We start from the raw sequence: 18,961 nt of genomic DNA on the forward strand, positions 1-18,961 counted from the left end.
ACAAGGTGCAGGTCCATCTGGTGGGAACCCCTCGCACAGGTTACAATTCCGACATCGCAGACGACGAACGAACCGGCCATGTCCGCATTGTCCAAGACTCGAGTGCTGCTGATTGAGGACACGGTTCCGCTTGCGAAACTGTATGTTGAATTCCTCCGTGGCGAGCCGTTCGACGTCGTTCATGTGACCCGTGGCCAAGAGGCCTTGACGCAGGCCGAGGAACGAGCGCCCGACGCGGTGATTCTCGATCTGAAACTGCCGGACATGGACGGGTTGGACGTTTTGCGCCGGTTGCGGGAGCGTGATCCCGGCGTCTCCATCGTCATCATCACCGCGCACGGTTCCATCGACATCGCGGTTGAGGCGATGCGGCTTGGCGCCTTTGATTTTATCGTCAAACCCTTCAACGCCGACCGACTCAATCTGACCTTGCGGAACGCGCTGGAGCGGCGGACCCTGACCCGCATGGTCGAGGGGTATCGCAAGGATCTTGACCGCGACCGCTTTTACGGCTTCATCGGCAGCTCGCCCGAGATGCAGGCGGTTTACCGCACCATCGAATGTGTGGCGGCCAGCCGCGCCAACGTCTTCATCACTGGGGAAAGCGGCACTGGGAAAGAGGTGGCGGCCCAGGCGATCCACCGCGCCAGCCCACGCCGCTCCCAGCCCTTCATCGCCTTGAATTGCGCGGCGATCCCCAAAGATTTGCTGGAAAGCGAGATTTTCGGCCATGTGAAGGGCGCCTTCACCGGGGCCAGCGGCGACCGGCCGGGCGCCGCCCTGTTGGCCAACGGCGGCACGCTGTTTCTTGACGAAATTTGCGAAATGCCGATCGAGCTGCAAAGCAAGCTCTTGCGCTTTGTCCAGACCGGCGCCGTGGTCCCCGTTGGCAGCGGGCAAGAGGAGCGGGTGGATGTCCGATTCGTCGCCGCCAGCAACCGCGATCCTTTGAGCGAAGTCCAGGCCGGACGATTCCGCGAGGATCTTTATTACCGCCTGCACGTCATTCCGTTGGCTCTGCCGCCGTTGCGCGACCGGGGCGAGGACGTGATCGAAATCGCCCGCATCTTCCTGACCGACTACGCTCAGGAAGAAGGAAAATCCCTGATCCGCTTCGCGCCCGAGGTCGAGGCGCGGTTGCGCGCGTATGATTGGCCCGGAAACATCCGACAGTTGCAAAACGTCGTGCGCAACATCGTGGTGCTTCAGGACGGGCCGGAAGTGACGCTGAACATGCTCCCTCCCCAGGTGACGGGGCCGACGGCGCTGGTGATTCGCCCCGTGCTGACGCGGGCGGATCCAGATTTGGCCGACGACGCCGTCATGCCCCTGTGGCGGATGGAAAAGGACATGATCCAGCGCGCTTTGCGGCTTTGTGACGATGACGTGCCGCGCGCCGCCCTGATGCTGGAAATCAGCCCGTCCACGGTTTACCGCAAGCTCCAGCAATGGCGCAGCTCTGGGGGGAGTTTGGCGTGAGCGCGGTCCCCGCCCCCTTTCCCAGCGATGAGGCGGAGCGTCAACGAACGCTCGATTCCTATTGCGTGACGGACACGGCCCCTGAAGGCCGGTTTGACAACATCACCAGACTGGCGGCGCATTTTTTTGGCACATCCATCGCCTTGGTGTCGTTGATCGATCATGATCGTCAATGGTTCAAAAGCCGGGTTGGGCTGGACGCCACGGAGACGCCGCGCGATTTCGCCTTTTGCGCCCACGCGATCCTCAGCGACGCGGTGCTGGTGGTGCGCGACGCCACGCAGGATCCCCGTTTTTCCGGCAATCCGCTGGTGACGGACGCGCCGCACATCCGTTTCTACGCCGGAGCGCCGTTGCTGGCCGACGGGCGTCGGCTGGGCACCCTCTGCGTCATCGACGACATTCCGCACATGAGCTTCAGCCCACGCGACGCGGAAACCCTGACCCAGCTTGCCCGGCTGGTGGTGGACGAACTGGATCTGCGGCGGGAGATTTTGCGCCGGGAACAAGCCGAAGCCGATCTGCGCGAGCGCAGCCGCTTGCTGAACATGGCCGAGGAGGTCGGAGAGTTCGGCCACTGGTACACCAATTTCAGCACCGGCGAACGGCGTTGGTCGGACGAGGTTTTCCGCATCATCGGCTTGGAGCCGGGCAGCGTGACGCCTTCCGGCGAACTGGCCATGAGCGTGACGCATCCAGATGACCAGGCGCGCATGGGAGCGGCGCTGAAACGGGCGCAGGAGACGGGAGAGGGCTTTGACATCGCGATCCGCTTGCTGCGTCCCGACGGCTCCGCCCGGGACGCGACGGTTCGCTGCACGGTTGATCTTGACGCGGGGGGCAACGCCATTGGCCTGTTCGGCGTCATGCAGGACGTCACCGACCGCAGGCGTGAGGAGGAGGAGCTGCGGTCCAGCCGTGAGTTGCTGGCGCTGACCTGCCAAGCGACGCGAGACGGCATCTGGGATTGGGATCTGCGCGCCGACTCCATCTGGTTCTCGCCGACGTGGAAGGAGCAGCTTGGCTATCGCGACGACGAGCTGGAAAGCTCGCTCGACGCCTGGACCGATCTGATTTTGCCGGAAGACCGGCTCGCCGCCCTGGCGATGGCGGATGATTACAACACCGGGCGCATTCCGGTGTTCGAGATGGTTCAGCGTTTCCGCCACAAGAGCGGTCATGTCGTCCACATCCTCAGCCGCGCCATTCATGTGTTGGACGAGCATGGCAAGGCTATCCGCATGGTCGGCGCCCACACCGACATCACGCGTGAGAAGCAGACCGAAGAGGCGCTGCGTCTGGCCAAGCAAACCTTGAGCGACGCCATCGAGGCGATCCCGGAAGGCTTCGTCTATTACGACGCCGATGATCGGCTGATCCTATGCAACAGCCAATATCTCGACGCCCACCCTCGCACGGCGCCGATCATCCGCCCCGGCACGCCGTTTGAGACCATTTTGCGGACGGCCATCGCCAATGGCGAGTTTGGCGGCGCGCCATCCGACGATATTGAGCTGGAAGACTGGATCAAAAGCGAACTGGAGCGTCACCGCAATCCAACCTTGTCGTTCGAGCGTCAATTGGCCGATGGACGCTGGATCCTGGTGGCGGAAAACAAGACCGCCAGCGGCGCGCTGGTCGGCACGCGCACCGACATCACCGAACGCAAACGCTTTGAAGCCGAGTTGCAGCGTCAAGCCGCCGACATGTGCGCGCTGGCCGAAGGATTGGACTCCGCCCGTGAGGAGGCCGACGAGCAGCGGTTGCGCGCGGAAGAAGCGACCCGCGCCAAATCCGATTTCCTGGCGACGATGAGCCACGAAATCCGCACGCCGATGAATGGCATCATGGGCATGACCGAACTGTTGTTCGACACGCCCCTGAACGAGGAGCAGCGGCAGTTCGCGCAGGCCGTGCGGGGGTCCGCCAACGCCCTCTTGACCATCATCAACGACATTCTGGATTTCTCCAAGCTGGAGGCTGGCAAGGTCGCCATCGAGGCGCTGCCCTTCGACCCCGCCGACGTGGTGGAGGGGGTGGTCGAACTGCTGGCTCCCCGCGCGCGGGAACGGGACATCGAGATCGGCTTTTTCGTCGATCCGCATTTGCGCCGGACCTTGATCGGCGACCCCACCCGCATCCGGCAAATCCTGATAAATCTGGTCGGCAACGCCATCAAATTCACCGACCACGGCACCATCGCCATCGAATTGGAGGCGCTGAACGTCGCCTCCGACCATTTGGTCATGCGCCTGTCGGTGACGGACAGCGGCATCGGCATCCCCGAAGACGCGCTGCCCGCCTTGTTCAACAAATTCCAGCAGGTTGACGGCTCCATCACCCGCAAATACGGCGGCACCGGCCTCGGCTTGGCGATCTGTCGACAATTGTCGGAGGTGATGGGAGGGAGCATTTCCGTCGAAAGCACGCTTGGGCAGGGCAGCCGGTTCCAAGTCGATGTGCCGTTGACGTTGAGCGGAGAAGAGGTCGCCCCATCAATCCGTCCGCTGGCGGGACGCCGCGCGTTGGTTGTCGACGATTTGGCGATCAATCGACGCGTTCTCGCCTCGATGCTGGACGGGTTGGGCGCGACGGTGACGGTGGTGGACAGCGCGATGGCGGCCTTGGACGCCCTCGACCGGGTGACGATGACCGGGCAACCTTTCGACATCGCCTTGATCGACCAGACCATGCCGGTGATGGACGGCGGCGCCTTGCTGGCGGCGATGGCCGGGCAACCGGCTTTGATCCACACAAAACGGGTGCTGGTCACGTCCCTGGGGCTGGGCGGGCGCGTTGATCGGGGATTGGCCGACGCGGTGCTGACCAAACCCTTGCGGCAGGCGGCGGTTTTGTCCTGCCTGATCGGGCTGTTTGACCCGTCAACGGTGGTCGCGGCGGCGGGCTTGACGCGGGAAAGCTCGGCAAGCGACGCTGTGGCTCCGCGCGCTGGCCACATCCTGCTCGCCGAAGACAACCGCACCAATCAGCTCTTCGCCTCCACCCTACTGGAGCGGCTGGGCTACTCGGTCGAGGTGGCCGAAGATGGGGAACAGGCCTTGGCCATCGCGTCGGCGGGCGGCCTTGACTTGATCCTGATGGACGTCCAGATGCCGGTTATGGATGGGTTGGACGCCGCGCAGGCGATTCGTCAATTGGACGGACCACGCGCCCGCGTTCCAATCATCGCCTTGACCGCCGACGCCATGTCCGGCGCCCGCGAGGAGTGCTTGGCCGCCGGTATGGACGATTACATCACCAAGCCGATCAATCGGGCGGGTTTGCTGGCGGCCCTGGACCGTTGGCTTGCTCCAACGCCGGAGCCGCAGTTCCCTCTTTCCCCCGGAGAGGCGCAAAACCCGGATGGTGACGCCGGGCATGGCGAAGCGCTGGATGAATCCGTCCTGCTCAGTCTGGAGGCCAGCGTCGGCGCCGACAGCTTGGGCTTGATCGTTGACAGCTTTCTGGAAGATGTCGCCGAACGGCTTGCCCGTCTGTCGGTGATGAACGACGCCAAAGAGGTCGGACACTTGGATCTGGCGACGTTGGCGGGGGAGGCGCATGACCTGTCCAGCATGGCCGGAAGTTTTGGCGGCATGGCCGTCATGCATTTGGCGTGGCGGTTGGAAGTTTCGTGCCGTCATGGCGAACAGGAAAAGGCCCACGCGCTGCTTCCGGTCCTGGTCCGCGAAGCCGAACGGCTGGAGCGTAGCCTGCGCCTGCGGGTGTCGGAGCGCGCCTGACGCAGGCGAAGCCAGGCGCAAGTCAGGTCAGTTCCGCTTCCGCTGCGACGCATCGGACGTGTTGGTCCGGGCTGGGTCGTGCTATTCTTCTGATCGGCCAACCGCGCGGGCTGAACACCGGCGCGCAAGAACCAAGGCGGCGCAACGCCACGGCTCGGCACGCTCCAACAGGGTGTGGCGGACCGGACTGCAAAAACCAAGCAGCCCCTAGGAGAGTGACAAGCATGGAATCGAGCAAGCACACGCCGCACGGTGATGTGACCGAGGTCGGCACCATCACGCTGACCGACAACGTCACGGGCAAGACGCTGACGCTGCCGTTGCTGGAAGGGTCCACTGGACCGCGCGTTGTCGACATCCGCAAGCTGTACGCCGCGACCGGCTATTTCACCTACGATCCGGGCTTCACCTCGACCGCCGCCTGCGATTCGGCCATCACCTACATTGATGGCGACGAAGGCGTTCTGCTGCATCGCGGCTACGCCATCGCCGATCTGGCCGACAATTGCGACTTTCTGGAGGTTTGCCACCTGCTGCTGAACGGCGAACTGCCAAACGCGCAGGAAAAGGTCGATTTCGCCCGCACCATCACCTACCACACCATGGTGCATGAGCAGTTGGCGCGTTTCTACAGCGGTTTCCGCCGCGACGCCCACCCGATGGCGATCATGTGCGGCGTCGTCGGCGCGCTGTCGGCCTTCTACCATGACTCGACCGACATCTTCGATCCGGTGCAGCGCAAGATCGCCGCGCACCGTCTGATCGCCAAGATGCCGACCATGGCGGCGATGGCCTACAAATACACCGCCGGTCAGCCCTTCATGTACCCGCGCAACGATTTGTCCTATGCGGAAAACTTCCTCTACATGACCTTCGGCACGCCGTGCGAGCCGTACAAGGTCAACCCGATTCTGTCGAAGGCGATGGAGAAGATCTTCATCCTGCACGCCGACCACGAGCAGAACGCCTCCACCTCCACCGTCCGTCTGGCTGGTTCCTCGCACGCCAACCCGTTCGCCTGCATCGCGTCGGGCATCGCCGCGCTGTGGGGGCCGGCCCATGGCGGCGCGAACGAGGCCGTGTTGAAGATGCTGGAGGAGATCGGCTCGGTCGAGCGGATCCCCGAATTCATCGCGCGCGCCAAGGACAAGAACGACAGCTTCCGCCTGATGGGCTTCGGCCACCGGGTCTACAAGAATTACGACCCGCGCGCCAAGATCATGCGCGAGACCTGTTACGAGGTGCTCGGCACGCTGGGCATCAAGGACGAACCGCATCTGGCCATCGCGATGGAACTGGAAAAAATCGCGCTGTCCGATCCGTATTTCGTCGAGAAGAAGCTGTACCCGAACGTCGATTTCTATTCGGGCATCATCCTGAAGGCGATGGGCTTCCCGACCAGCATGTTCACCGTGCTGTTCGCGCTGGCCCGCACCGTCGGCTGGATCAGCCAGTGGAAGGAAATGATCGAGGATCCGGCCCAGAAGATTGGCCGCCCGCGTCAGCTCTTCACCGGCCACCCCGCCCGCGACTTCGTGCCGCTCGACAAACGCTGAGGTCTGTCGGATCCACGCGCCCGCCGGTCTCCGTCCAAGGGGGCGGGGCGGGCGCGTGGGACAGGCGGAGTGTGATTTTGTGACGTCAGACGTTCAGTTGGGACTGTCGGTCGCCGTGGTGGCGGTGGCCGGTGGAACGCCGCGCGTGGTGACGGTGCGCAGCGAGTTCGCCGTTCCGGCGGAGCATCGCCGGGGCGACGAGCCATTGCCCCACCGCGACGCCCTGCCCGGCGCGCCGTTCGAGCCGGAACGCTTCCGCACCCTGCAAGACGGCGTGCGCGCGGTGGCGGAGGGGCTGTCCGGCCTGTCGCTGCGCTATGTCGAGCAGCTTTACACCTTCGGCGACCGTTTCCGCGATCCGCACGAACTGTTCGGCGGGCCGCGTTCGGTCGTGGTCGGCTATCTGGCTCTGGTGCGCGACGCTCCGTTGGCGGGCGCGGCGGCGGAATGGCGCGCGTTGTACGAGCATTTCCCGTGGGAGGATTGGCGCGACCAGCGCCCGGCCCTGCTGGACAGCGTCATCATCCCGGCGTTGCGCGGCTGGATCGCGGCGGCGGGCGACGACGAGGCGCGCGCCCGGCGTGGGGAACGCGCGCAGCTCGCCTTCGGTCTGGATGGGGCCGATTGGGACATGGAGCGGGTTCTCGAACGGTATGAGATACTGTACGAGGCCGGTTTGGTCGTCGAATCCTTTCGCGACCGCGATTTGGCGGCAAGGATGGCCGAGGCTCCGCCGCCCGGCGGCGTCCTGCCGCGCGCGCTGGGCCGTCCGATGGCGCGCGACGGGCGGCGCGTCCTCGCCTCCGCGCTGGAGCGGCTGCGCGGCAAGCTGAAATACCGCCCCATCGTGTTTGAATTGCTGCCGCCCACCTTCACCCTGCACCAGCTTCAACAGGTGGTCGAAGCCCTGTCGGGCGAACGGGTGCACAAGCAGAATTTCCGCCGCCTGATGATTTCCGGCGGTCTGGTCGAACCGACCGGCAGCTTTGAAAGCCAGACCGGCGGACGCCCCGCCGAACTCCATCGCTTCCGCCGTCAAGCCATCCACGAACGGACCAGCGCCGGGGCGATCCCCTCCGCCGACCCGTCCGCGCCGCCCGCGTCCAATGGCCGCTGACCTTCCGTTTTTCGGCATGGCGTCGCTCTGCGCTCTCGCCGCTCTGCCGGTCGGGCGGGTGATCGGCGCGATGGCCGAGGCGCTGCCTGATCGCCCTTGGCCGGAGGATGAAGGCTGGCGCGGACGTCCGCGCCCATGGGCGACGGCGGGCGCGGCGGCGGTGGCGGCGATCACGGCGCTGGCGTTGCCCTGGTCCCTGCTGCCGGTTGGCTGCCTGTTCGGGTGGGCCTTGCTGCTGGCGTCCCTGGTGGACGCGCGGCGGCGCTTGCTGCCCGATGTCGTCTTGCTGCCCTTGATTCCCTTCGGCTTGACGGTGACGGCGTGGGAAGCTCCGGCGGGCGGTTTGACCGACGCGCTGACCAACCACACGGCGGCGGCGGCGCTTGGCTACGCCCTGTTCGCCGGTCTGGCGGCGGGCTATCGCCGTTTGCGCGGGCGCGATGGGTTGGGGCTGGGCGACGCGAAACTGTTGGCCGTCGCGGGGGCTTGGCTTGGGATGGAAGGGCTGCCGAACGTCGTTCTGCTGGCGGCGCTCAGCGCGCTGGGGGTGACGGTCGCCCTGGCGGCGGCGCGGCGGGACCGCCTTTCCGGCGGCGCGTCAATCGCGTTTGGCCCCTATCTGGCGGCGGCGCTGTGGCTGCTATGGTTGGCCGACGGCGGCGCTTAAGCGCTGCAACTTTTCTTTTTGGTGGGAAAGCTTGCCGCGCGGCGTTGGGCGCAGTTGTCAACGCGCGCCGGGGGGCCGATACTGGTCGTTATGGTTTTCACATCGGATTGTCCATGTCTCACCGCATTCTGATCGCCGACGACCACCCGCTGATGCGCACCGCCTTGGCCCAAACCATTGGGCAGGCGATGGCCGGGGCCGAGATTCTGGAAGTCTCGCGGTTCGACCAGATCAAGCCGGTGCTGGAAACCGGCGAGGGGGTGGACATCATCCTGCTCGACCTGCACATGCCGGGGATGAGTGGGCTGATCGGCTTGATGATGCTGCGCTCCGAACATCCGGCGATTCCGGTGATCGTGGTCTCGGCGTCGGAAGATCCGGTGACGATCCAGCGTTCGATTGATTACGGCGCCTCAGGCTTCGTGCCGAAATCCGCCCCCAACACCCAGATCGTCGAGGCGATCAACGCGGTGTTGGACGGCGAATTGTGGTTGCCGGAACTCCACGGCGCGCACGACGCCGAGGCCCCCGACCCGGCCCAGCGCGCGGCGACCCTGACCCCGCAACAGCTTCGCGTGCTGGCGGGCATCGCCGAGGGCAAGTTGAACAAGCAAATCGCCTATGAGATGAACGTCGCCGAAACCACGGTGAAGGCCCACGTCACCACGATCCTGCGCAAACTGAACGTGCTGACCCGCACCCAGGCCGCCGTTCTGGCCAGCCAACTGGCCCTGGCCCCCGCCCCGCCGCCGCCGGTGGAGTGAGGCGGCGCGGTCGCGCCGATCCGCGACTGATAATGATTGACCACCCGTCTGTTATATTATAACGTCCGCGCTCGACGGTTCCCCTCTGGGGATCAAAAGGGAACACGGTGACGCGTCCGCGCGGAATCCGTGGCTGCCCCCGCAACTGTCAGCGGATCGCCAAAGGTCCTTGTGACGCCTTGCCCCCAAGGCCGTCATGCCACTGCGCGCCGGTTCCCCCGGCCTGTGGGAAGGCAGACCGAACGCCATGATCCGTGAGCCAGGAGACCTGCCGTCGTCGTTGAAATCCCATGCCGGGCGGGGTTGCCCGGGGCAGGAGTCCTCATGATGACGCCGCGCGCGCTCTTTGCGCGCCGATCTTTCCGCTGTCGCCGCCGCCCATCCAACGACCGGCCCATCCGCCGGAGCTGTTGAGGCGTCGCGCCGTCGCGCGCTTTTCCCCCGTTTGATTCACCATCCTTGCGCGTCGTCGCGCGGGATCGTCCCGCATTTTGCGTTCCAGGATCATCATGACCATCGCCATGTCCGTTTCCCGCTGGCGCCGCGCGGCGTCGCTTTGCGCCGTCGGCGCGCTCGCCGCTTTGTTCGGTCTGTCCAGCCCGGCGGTCGCCGCCGAGGCCACCCATTATCCGTTGACCCTTCAGAATTGCGGCGTGCCGATCCGCTTTGACCAGGCCCCCAAGCGCGCCGTGTCCATCGGCCAGAGCAGCACGGAAATTCTGCTGTCGCTGGGGTTGGCCGACCGGATCGTCGGCACAGCCGTTTGGGTCGGCCCGGTGCTGAAGCCCTTTGAAGCCGCCAACAGCAAGATCAAGCGTTTGGCCGACAACGACCCCAGCTTTGAGGCGGTGGTCGGCCAAGCGCCGGATCTGGTGACGGCGCAATTTGAATGGCACGTCGGCCCGAACGGGTCGGTCGGCAAGCGCGAGCAGTTCGCGGGCTTGGGCGTCCCAACCTATCTGTCGCCGTCCGATTGCGTGGAAAAGGACAATTCCGGCAGCGGCGACGGGGTGCGCAAGCGGATGTTCACCATGGATCTGGTCTATCAGGAGATCCGCGAACTGGCCCAAATCTTCGACGTCAACGACCGGGGCGAGGCGCTGGTCGCGCAACTGCGCCAACGCGAGGCCGCCGCCGTCGCCGCCGTGGCGGGCAAGGCCAAGGACGTTCCCGTCGTCTTCTGGTTTTCCAGCAAGGACGTGAAAGGCGACGCCTTCGTCGCCGGGCGGAACGGCGCCCCGGCCTACATCCTGTCCACGCTGGGCGCCCGCAACGTCATCGCCACCAACGAGGAATGGCCGTTGATCGGTTGGGAGGGCATCGCCGCCGCGAATCCGACGGTCATCGTCATCGCCACGATGGACCGCCGCCGCTACGCCGCCGACGATCCGGCGGTGAAGCGCGCCTTCCTGACCAGCGATCCGGTCGCCAGCACGCTGGAGGCCGTGCGGCAAAACCGCGTCGTCCTGATGGACGCGCAGTCGATGAATCCCACCATCCGCACCATCGACGGCATCGAGGCGTTGGCCGCCGGCATCGCGTCCTTCGGGATGGCGCGGTGATGGGAAAGCCGGTCGCCGTCGCCCTTCTGGCCTTGGCGGCGCTGGGTTTCGCCATCGCGCTCGCCGCGTCGATTGGCGAGATGACCATCCCGCTGGAGATCATCGTCAAAACGGTGGGCAACCGCCTGTTCGGAACCGCCTTTCCGCTCAACCGCATTCAAGAGGGGGTGGTCTGGGACTACCGGCTCAGCCGCGCGCTGGTCGCCGCCTGTTGCGGCGGGGCGTTGGCGGTGTCGGGCGTCATCCTGCAAGCGCTGCTGCGCAACCCGCTAGCGGAACCCTATGTGTTGGGGATTTCCGCCGGGGCGTCCACCGGCGCGGTTCTGGTGATGATCGCCGGGATCGGCGGTGGGGCGCTGTCGCTGTCGGGCGGCGCCTTTCTCGGCGCGGTCGCCGCCATCGCGCTGGTCGGGTTGCTGGCGATGGGAAGCGGCGGCGGGTCGGACCGCGTGCTGCTGGCCGGGGTGGCGGGGTCGCAACTGTTCAACGCCATGACCTCCTACATCGTCACCACCTCGGCCAACGCCGAACAGGCGCGCGGGGTGCTGTTCTGGCTGCTTGGCAATCTGGGCGGCGCGCGGTGGCCCGATGTGGGGTTGGCCGCGCCGGTCGCGCTGGGCGGTTTCGTCGTGGCGATGCTGCACGCCCGCGCGCTCGACGCCTTCGCCTTTGGCGCCGACGCGGCGGCGTCCCTGGGCGTGCCGGTGCGCCGCGTCCGGCTGGTTCTGTTCGCGTTGACGGCGGCGATGACCGCCGCCATGGTCGGCATCGTCGGCTCCATCGGCTTCGTCGGGCTGGTCATCCCGCACGCCGCGCGCTTTCTGGTCGGGCAGGGGCACGCGCGCCTGTTGCCCGCCGCCCTGATGATCGGCGCGGTGTTTCTGGTTCTGGCCGACATCCTGTCCCGCGTTCTGGTGGCGCAACAGGTGTTGCCGGTCGGCGTGGTGACGGCGCTGTTCGGCGCCCCGGCCTTCGCCGTCATTCTTTATCGGGCAAGGAGGCCGCTGTGACTGCCAATGCGACTGCCGATGCGACTCTGGCGACGCATGAGGTTCGGTGGGGAGTCGGCGGCGTCCTGATGGTGGACGGCGTCACCCTGGCGGCGGAGCCGGGGCGGATTCTGGGCTTGATCGGCCCCAACGGTTCGGGAAAATCCAGCCTGCTGCGGCTGATGGCCCGGCTGCGCAAGGTGTCGAGCGGCGTCGTCACGCTGGGCGACGCGAACATCGACGCCCTGCCGCGCCGCGCCTTCGCCCGCCGGGTGGCGCTGGTCGAACAGCAGGCGACGACGGAGGCGGCGCTCACCGTTCACGACGTCGTGCGCCTGGGCCGCACGCCCCATCGCGGGCCGCTGTCGGCCTGGACCGGAGCCGACGCGGCGGCGGTGGACACCGCGCTGGAGCAGGTCGGGCTGGCCGACCGGCGCGACCGCTTGTGGCACAGCCTGTCGGGCGGCGAGCGCCAGCGCGCCCACATCGCCCGCGCCCTGGCGCAATGCCCCAGCGAGCTGCTGTTGGACGAGCCGACCAACCATCTGGACATCCGCCACCAGCTCGACATTCTGGCCCTGATCCGCCGCCTGCCGGTGACGAGCGTCGTCGCCCTGCACGACCTGAACCTCGCCGCGCTGTTCTGCGACCGGCTCGCCGTTCTTCACCAGGGCAAGCTGGCGCGGGTTGGAACGCCGGACGAGGTTCTGACGGAGGAGCTGATCGAAACCGTCTTCGGCGTCCAGGCCAGCGTCGAACGCTCCCCCCGCCACGGACGGCTCCAGGTTCATTATCTGATGGGATGACGGCTTCTCATCACCCCGCCATCCGCTGCTCCCGCTGGCTCAGCAATTGCCCCAGCAGGGCGCGCAGCGCGCCGGGGCGGACGGGTTTGTAGAGCAGATGGCAGCCCGCCGCTTCGATGTCGTCGCGCACCGCCATGTCGCGGTCGGCGGTGACGACCGCCGCCGGAATTTCCCCCAAACGGGCGCGCAGCGTGCGCAGGGCGTCCACCCCGGTCAGGCTGCGATCCAGGTGATAGTCGGTCAGGATGACGTCGGGAATGCGCCCGTTCAGCGCGACCAACGCCTGTTCCGGCGTCACGGCGGTGGCGACCAAGCAGGACCAACTGGTCAGCAAATCCTCGGTCGCCCGCGCGATGGCCGGTTCGTTTTCCAGGCAGAGCACCAGCACGCCGCGCAAATCACGCACGCGGGGGCGGACGGTCGCCGGGCGCACCGCCACCCGTTCGTCCGTCAGCGGCACCAGCACGGAAAAGGCGCTGCCCCGCCCGAGTTTGGTCCGCACCTGCACCGGGTGGTCGAGGATGCCCGCCAACCGCTCGACGATGGCCAGCCCCAGGCCAAGCCCCTTGCCGCGCTCGTCCACCGCGTTGTCGAGCTGGCGGAACTCCATGAAGATTTCCGGCACCTTGTGTTCGGGAATGCCGGGGCCGGTGTCCCACACCTCGATGGACAGGAAAGCGCCGCGCCGACGGCAGCCCAGCAAAATCCGGCCCGTCCGGGTGTAGCGCACCGCGTTGGCGAGGTAATTTTGCAGGATGCGCCGCAGCAGCGTCGGGTCGCTGCGCACCGTCAACGCGCAATCGACCACCCGCAGCCCCAGCCCGTGGCGGCTGGCCAGCACGGTGAATTCTTCGCCCAGCGGCTTCAACAACTCGTCGATGCGCATCGGCGTCGGGTTGGGGCGGACGACGCCGCTGTCGATCTTCGACACGTCGAGCAAATCGCCCAAAATCTGCTCGACCGAGCGGAGAGAGGCGTCGATCTGGCGGATGGCGTTGTCCTGGTGCCGTTCGCCCAGCGCCGACAGGAACAGGCGGGCGGCGTGCAGCGGTTGCAACAGATCATGGCTGGCGGCGGCGAGGAAGCGCGTCTTGCTGCGGTTGGCCCGTTCGGCCTCTCCCTTGGCTTCGGACAGGTCGCGGGTGCGTTCGGCGATGCGGCGCTCCAGCGTTTCGTTGGCCTCGCGCAGAGCTTCCGCCGCGCGGTGCCGTTCGGTGACGTCGGTGTAAACGGCGACGAAGCCGCCGCCCGGCATCGGGTTGGTGGCGATTTCCAGCACCGAACCGTCGGGCCGCACCCGTTCGTACATGTCGGGCCGGTTGCGGCGGCGCGGGTCGGAACGGCGGGTCAGCAGCGTTTCAATCTCGCCATTGTGGCCATACTCGCCGCGCCGGTCGATGAAGCGGACGATCTCCTCCAACGAGGTGCCGACCTGGACGAAACCGTCGGGAAGCTCCAACAGCACGACGAACTGGTTGTTCCAGGTGGCGACGCGCCAATCCTCGTCAAACACGGCGATGCCCTGCGGGACATTTTCCACCGTCGCCCGCAACAGCTCATGCTGTTTCAAAATGGCGCGGGACGCTTCGTCGATGATGGACCGCGCGTCGGTGCGCGACAGCCGCCGGTCGGACAGCAACCCGGCGACGACGACGCGGGCGGACGCCGAGCCGATGGCTCCAGCCAACAGCCGTTCGGTCATCTGGATGGCCTCGCCATCGCTGCGCGACAAAAGAGCGGTCTGCAAATCGCCGTCGCGCACGCCGGTGAAGCGGCGGAAGGCGGCGTCGGCCCGCGCCGTGCCGACGTAACGCACCGCGAGATCGTGCAAATCGGCCAGCGTCGCCCCACGCGGCCCGTGCGACTCCCCATCCGCCGCGCGGCGCAGGCTCATGAACCGGGCGGCTTGCTGGCGCTCCAGGGTGGTGGGGCGGGTCAGCAGCGAAATCACCACGAACAGGAACAGGTTGGGGCCGAGGCTCCACAGCGCCGCGTTGGTCAGCGGGTCGATGTCGCCGATCCCGGCCAGCGCGATGGGGCTAAGCCCGGTCAGGCCGAACGGCCCTTCGCGCAGCGCGCTCGCCGCCAGCCATCCGGCGTCGGCGAAGGACGGCAGCAGCATGGTGTAGGCCCAGCCGATGAAGCCGGCGCAGATCCCGGCGAAGGCCCCCGACCGGCTGGCGCGGCTCCAAACCAAGCCGCCGAGCAACGCCGGGGCGAATTGGGCGACCGCCGTGAAGCTCATCATGCCGATGGTCGCCAGCGGAAAGGCCGAGCCGATCAACCGATAACAGCCATAGGACAGCAGCACCAGAACCAGCACCGCCGACCGCCGCACCCCCAGCAGCACGGCGGCGGGTTCGTCGCGCAAACGGCGGTCGTTGGGGCGGAGCGCCATCAACAGCGGCACGGCGATGTCGTTGCAGATCATGGTGGACAACGCCACCATCTCAACCAAAATCATGCTGGTCGCCGCCGACAGCCCGCCGATGAAGGCGATCAACGCCAACCACGGCCAACCCTGACGCAGCGGAATCGACACCATGAAGGTGTCGGCGTTGATCTTGCCATCGGGAAACAGCATCAGCCCGGCCAACGCCACCGGCAGCACGAACAGGTTGATCGCGATCAGATAAGCGGGAAACAGTCGGGCGGAGGATTTGACGTCGCCGGTGTGGGTGTTCTCCACCACCGCGACGTGAAATTGACGCGGCAGACAGAGAATGGCCAGCGCCGACAACAGGCAGGCGACCCACCAATCCCCACCGATGTTGCCAAGGCTCATCAATTCCAGAAAACCGGGATGGTTGGCGGCGGCCTCGACGAAGGTTTCCGGGTTGCCGAAAGAGGCGAAGGCGATGGCCGCGCCCACGCCAAGGGCGGCGGCCAGCTTCACCACCGATTCCGCCGCGATCGCCATCATCAGCCCGCGATGATGCTCGTTGGCGGAAATGCTGCGGACGCCGAACAGAATGGCGAAGGCCGCCATCAACAACGCCGCCAGCAGGCTGGTGCCGCCGGGCAGTTGGCTGACCTCCGATCCCAACGTGTCTCCGGCCAGAATCTCGAAACTGACGCTGATCGCCTTCAATTGCAGGGCGATGTAGGGCAACAGCCCGATCACCGCCGTGATGGTGACGAGCGCCGCCAAGCCTCGGCTTTTGCCGTAGCGGGCGGACAGAAAGTCAGAGATGGAAACGACGTTTTCCGATTTCGCCACGCGGACGATGCGGGCCAGAATCGGCCAGCCCAGCCCGATCATCAGGATGGGGCCAATGTAAATCGGCAAAAAGTAAAAGCCGCCGGTCGCCGCCCGCCCGACCGCGCCGTAAAAGGTCCAGGACGTGCAATAGACGCCGAAACTCAAGGCGTAGAGCAGAGGCGTGCGCCGTTCCCCTGATCCGCTGGCCGTGCGGTCGCCGTAGGAGGCGATGGCGAACAACGACAGCAGGTAGGCCATCGAGGCCACCACTATGAACCAGCTTTCCATCGGGCGTTCTTGCGTCCCTTTTTGGGTGTCTTCTCCCTATGGGACGCAAAGGTAGCACAAGGCGACCATGAAAGGATCGAAACCTGCGGGCGGCATGAGCCGGTTGTTTCTTACGCGCCGCCGCCACACGAAAACCGGGCGGGGGATCGCTCCCCCGCCCGGCGACTTGCAACGCCGAGGCGCGCCTCAGTCGTGCTGGTAAATGTCCACATCCTTGGTTTCGCGGACGAACAGCATGCCGATCACAAAGGTTCCCGCCGCGATGGCGATCGGATACCAGAGGCCGGAATAGATGTCGCCCGTCGCCGCGACGATGGCGAAGGAGGTCGTCGGCAGGAAGCCGCCGAACCAGCCGTTGCCGATGTGATAGGGCAGCGACATCGACGTGTAGCGGATCCTGGTCGGGAACAGCTCCACCAGCATGGCGGCGATGGGGCCATAGACCATGGTCACATAGATGACCAGGATGGTCAGCAGCGCCACCACCATCGTGGTGTTGACACGGGCCGGATCGGCCTTGGCCGGATAGTTGGCGGCTTTCAGCGCGTCGCCCAGCCCCTTGTCAAAGGCCGCTCCGGCGGCCTTCGCGTCGGCGGCGGGAACGGCGGTGGCCGGGCCATGGCTCAACGACACGGCGGTTCCGGCGGCGGGCATAGCGGAATAGGACGGAATGGCGGTGGACCCGACCCGGATCGTCGCCACCGCGCCCGGCGCGGCGGCCTCGTTGGAATAGGGGATGCCGCGACGGACCAGCGCGCTCTTGGCGATGTCGCAGGAGCTGGTGAATTGGCTGGTGCCGACCGGGTTGAACTGGAAGGAACACTCGTTCGGGTCGGCGGTCACGACCACCGGCGACGTGGCGATGGCCTCCTCCAGCGCCGGGTTGGCGTAGTGGGTGATCGCCTTGAAGATCGGGAAATAGGTCAGGCAGGCCAGAGCCAGACCGGCCATGATGATCGGCTTGCGCCCGATGCGGTCGGACAGCGTGCCAAAGATGACGAAGAAGGGGGTGCCGATCAGCAGAGACCCGGCGATCATCAGGTTGGCCGCCTGCGCGTCCACCTTTAAGGTCTGGGTCAGGAAGAACAGGGCGTAGAATTGACCCGTGTACCAGACCACCGCCTGCCCGGCGACCAGCCCGAACAGGGCGAGCAGCACGATTTTCAGGTTGGGCCAGCGGGCGAAGGATTCGGTCAGCGGCGCCGTGGAATGCTTGCCCTCCTCCTTCATCCGCTTGAAGGCGGGGGATTCGTTCAGCATCAGGCGGATCCACACCGACACGCCCAACAGCACGATGGAAATCAGGAAAGGAATGCGCCAGCCCCAGGCGTCGAAATCCTCCGGCGACAGCGCCACGCGGCAGCCCAGAATGACCAGAAGCGACAGGAACAGGCCCAGCGTCGCCGTGGTTTGAATCCACGAGGTGTAATTGCCGCGCCGCCCGTGCGGGGCGTGTTCGGCCACATAGGTCGCCGCGCCGCCATACTCGCCGCCCAGCGCCAGACCTTGCAGCAGGCGCAGCCCGATCAGGATGACCGGGGCGGCGATGCCGATGGCGGCGTAGTTGGGCAGGATGCCGACGATGAAGGTCGACAGGCCCATGATGAGAATGGTGACGAGGAAGGTGTATTTGCGCCCGATCATGTCGCCCAGCCGACCGAACATCAGCGCGCCGAAGGGACGCACCGCGAAGCCTGCGGCGAAGGCCATCAGGGCGAAGATGAAGGCGGCGGTCGGGTTGACGCCGGAGAAGAATTGTTTGGCGATCACCGCGCTGAGCGAGCCATACAGGTAGAAATCATACCATTCAAAGACGGTGCCGAGCGATGAGGCGAAGATGACTTTCTTTTCTTCGCCCGTCATCGGGCGGATGGTGTCGTCGGTCGAAGCCGCGTAGGCCATGTCTCCAAACCCTCCCAACGTTGCTTGGAAGTCGCCCGATCTTTTTTGTGGTTATGACCGAGCGAACCACTAGGTTATGGAATAAAATGTATGGCCTACGAACAATTCGAGTCACCCCCGACCTTGGTCGAGGGTGACTCGAATTGTGGCTTCCGACGGACGGTTTTTGGTCAGGCCGCGCTGGTCAGGCCGCGCAACTGGCGGCTGGCCACCGTCAGCATCGGCAAATCAACCGCCGACTGGCCGCGCAACTCGGCGATCAACGGTTCGATCCGCTCCACCGCCGCGCGGCGTCCGGCGATCCAGCGGGCGGTCCATTCTTCGGCGCCGTCTTGGCCATCCGTCGCGGCGACCGTCTCCAGAACCCGAACCGTCAACTCCATCTGATGGGCGAACAGGTCGTCCACGATGGCGGCGACCGCCTGCTTCTGCCAATGATTCTCGGCGCGGGTGGCTTGCGCCTTGTCGCGCAACCAATCGAGCGCGAAGCGACGGCCAAGCCCGACATAGACAGCGGCGACCGCCGTCACCGGCTGGCCGGTGCGCGCGGCGACGCGGGCCAGATCGGGGGCCGCCGCCAGAACCGGCAAGGCGGCGATCCGCTGGGCCAGCGCGTCGGGCACGCCCTGCGCGCTGTGGCGGGCGGCGCGGGCCGACAGGCGGGCTTGCTCCTCGGCGTCCAACACGCGGTCGAGATCGGCGACCAGCGCGTCCACCGACGGGCGGAAGGACGCGACGCCCGCCGTGATCGACAACGGGTGATCGCCATTCACCAGGAACCAGCCGACCGCGCGTTCGACCAGCGCCAGAATGTCGAGAGTCAAGGCGTCCTGCGCCGCCGCCGGGACGCGGTTGTCGAGGGCGTCGATGGCGGTCCACAGGTCGC

The 18,961-nt window shown here is 66.2% G+C and carries 11 protein-coding genes, 1 pseudogene and 1 riboswitch; of the genes and pseudogenes, 9 read left to right on the forward strand and 3 right to left on the reverse strand.

Annotated elements, in window-relative coordinates; translation table 11 throughout:
- Positions 1-78: 78 nt before the first annotated feature.
- The 9 genes from ACODS4_RS20140 to ACODS4_RS20180 all read left to right on the forward strand — a co-directional run bounded on the left by ACODS4_RS20140 (position 79) and on the right by ACODS4_RS20180 (position 12,683).
- Positions 79-1,479 (forward strand): sigma-54-dependent transcriptional regulator, encoded by a 1,401-nt coding sequence (locus ACODS4_RS20140; protein ID WP_488866835.1) that lies wholly within the window; start codon positions 79-81, stop codon positions 1,477-1,479.
- Complete coding sequence (locus ACODS4_RS20145; protein WP_488866837.1) at positions 1,476-5,222, forward strand: response regulator; 3,747 nt, start codon at positions 1,476-1,478, stop codon at positions 5,220-5,222. The genes ACODS4_RS20140 and ACODS4_RS20145 overlap by 4 nt, the downstream gene beginning before the upstream one ends.
- Before the next feature lie 224 nt (positions 5,223-5,446).
- On the forward strand, positions 5,447-6,778 hold the full coding sequence (gene gltA, locus ACODS4_RS20150) for a citrate synthase (RefSeq protein WP_488866839.1): 1,332 nt from the start codon (positions 5,447-5,449) through the stop codon (positions 6,776-6,778).
- Between the two features lie 79 nt (positions 6,779-6,857).
- Positions 6,858-7,895 (forward strand): NUDIX hydrolase, encoded by a 1,038-nt coding sequence (locus ACODS4_RS20155; protein ID WP_488866841.1) that lies wholly within the window; start codon positions 6,858-6,860, stop codon positions 7,893-7,895.
- On the forward strand, positions 7,885-8,562 hold the full coding sequence (locus ACODS4_RS20160; RefSeq protein ID WP_488866843.1) for a prepilin peptidase: 678 nt from the start codon (positions 7,885-7,887) through the stop codon (positions 8,560-8,562). Before ACODS4_RS20155 ends, ACODS4_RS20160 begins: the two co-directional genes overlap by 11 nt.
- A gap of 113 nt (positions 8,563-8,675) precedes the next feature.
- The gene (locus ACODS4_RS20165) at positions 8,676-9,326 is read left to right on the forward strand and encodes a response regulator (RefSeq protein ID WP_488866845.1); all 651 of its coding nucleotides are present in this window, start codon (positions 8,676-8,678) and stop codon (positions 9,324-9,326) included.
- Between the two features lie 58 nt (positions 9,327-9,384).
- Positions 9,385-9,616, forward strand: a riboswitch (cobalamin riboswitch).
- 219 nt (positions 9,617-9,835) lie between these two features.
- A complete protein-coding gene (locus ACODS4_RS20170) occupies positions 9,836-10,888 on the forward strand; it encodes an ABC transporter substrate-binding protein (RefSeq protein ID WP_488866847.1) in 1,053 nt (350 codons plus the stop codon).
- A complete protein-coding gene (locus ACODS4_RS20175; protein WP_488866849.1) occupies positions 10,888-11,898 on the forward strand; it encodes a FecCD family ABC transporter permease in 1,011 nt (336 codons plus the stop codon). Before ACODS4_RS20170 ends, ACODS4_RS20175 begins: the two co-directional genes overlap by 1 nt.
- Complete coding sequence (locus ACODS4_RS20180) at positions 11,895-12,683, forward strand: ABC transporter ATP-binding protein (RefSeq protein ID WP_488866851.1); 789 nt, start codon at positions 11,895-11,897, stop codon at positions 12,681-12,683. The genes ACODS4_RS20175 and ACODS4_RS20180 overlap by 4 nt, the downstream gene beginning before the upstream one ends.
- A 10-nt stretch (positions 12,684-12,693) precedes the next feature.
- On the opposite strand, the gene ACODS4_RS20185 is transcribed toward ACODS4_RS20180, so the two are convergent.
- The 3 genes and pseudogenes from ACODS4_RS20185 to ACODS4_RS20195 form a co-directional block, all read right to left on the reverse strand.
- Positions 12,694-16,173 carry a hybrid sensor histidine kinase/response regulator gene (locus ACODS4_RS20185; protein WP_488866853.1) on the reverse strand — a complete coding sequence of 1,160 codons (3,480 nt, stop codon included), beginning with the start codon at positions 16,171-16,173 and terminating at the stop codon, positions 12,694-12,696.
- Positions 16,174-16,359: 186 nt separating this feature from the next.
- Positions 16,360-18,075 carry an MFS transporter gene (locus tag ACODS4_RS20190; protein ID WP_488866855.1) on the reverse strand — a complete coding sequence of 572 codons (1,716 nt, stop codon included), beginning with the start codon at positions 18,073-18,075 and terminating at the stop codon, positions 16,360-16,362.
- Between the two features lie 170 nt (positions 18,076-18,245).
- Positions 18,246-18,961: pseudogene (locus ACODS4_RS20195) on the reverse strand (NAD-glutamate dehydrogenase); the annotation flags it as partial.

The organism is Azospirillum sp. FG154, from assembly GCF_057809575.1.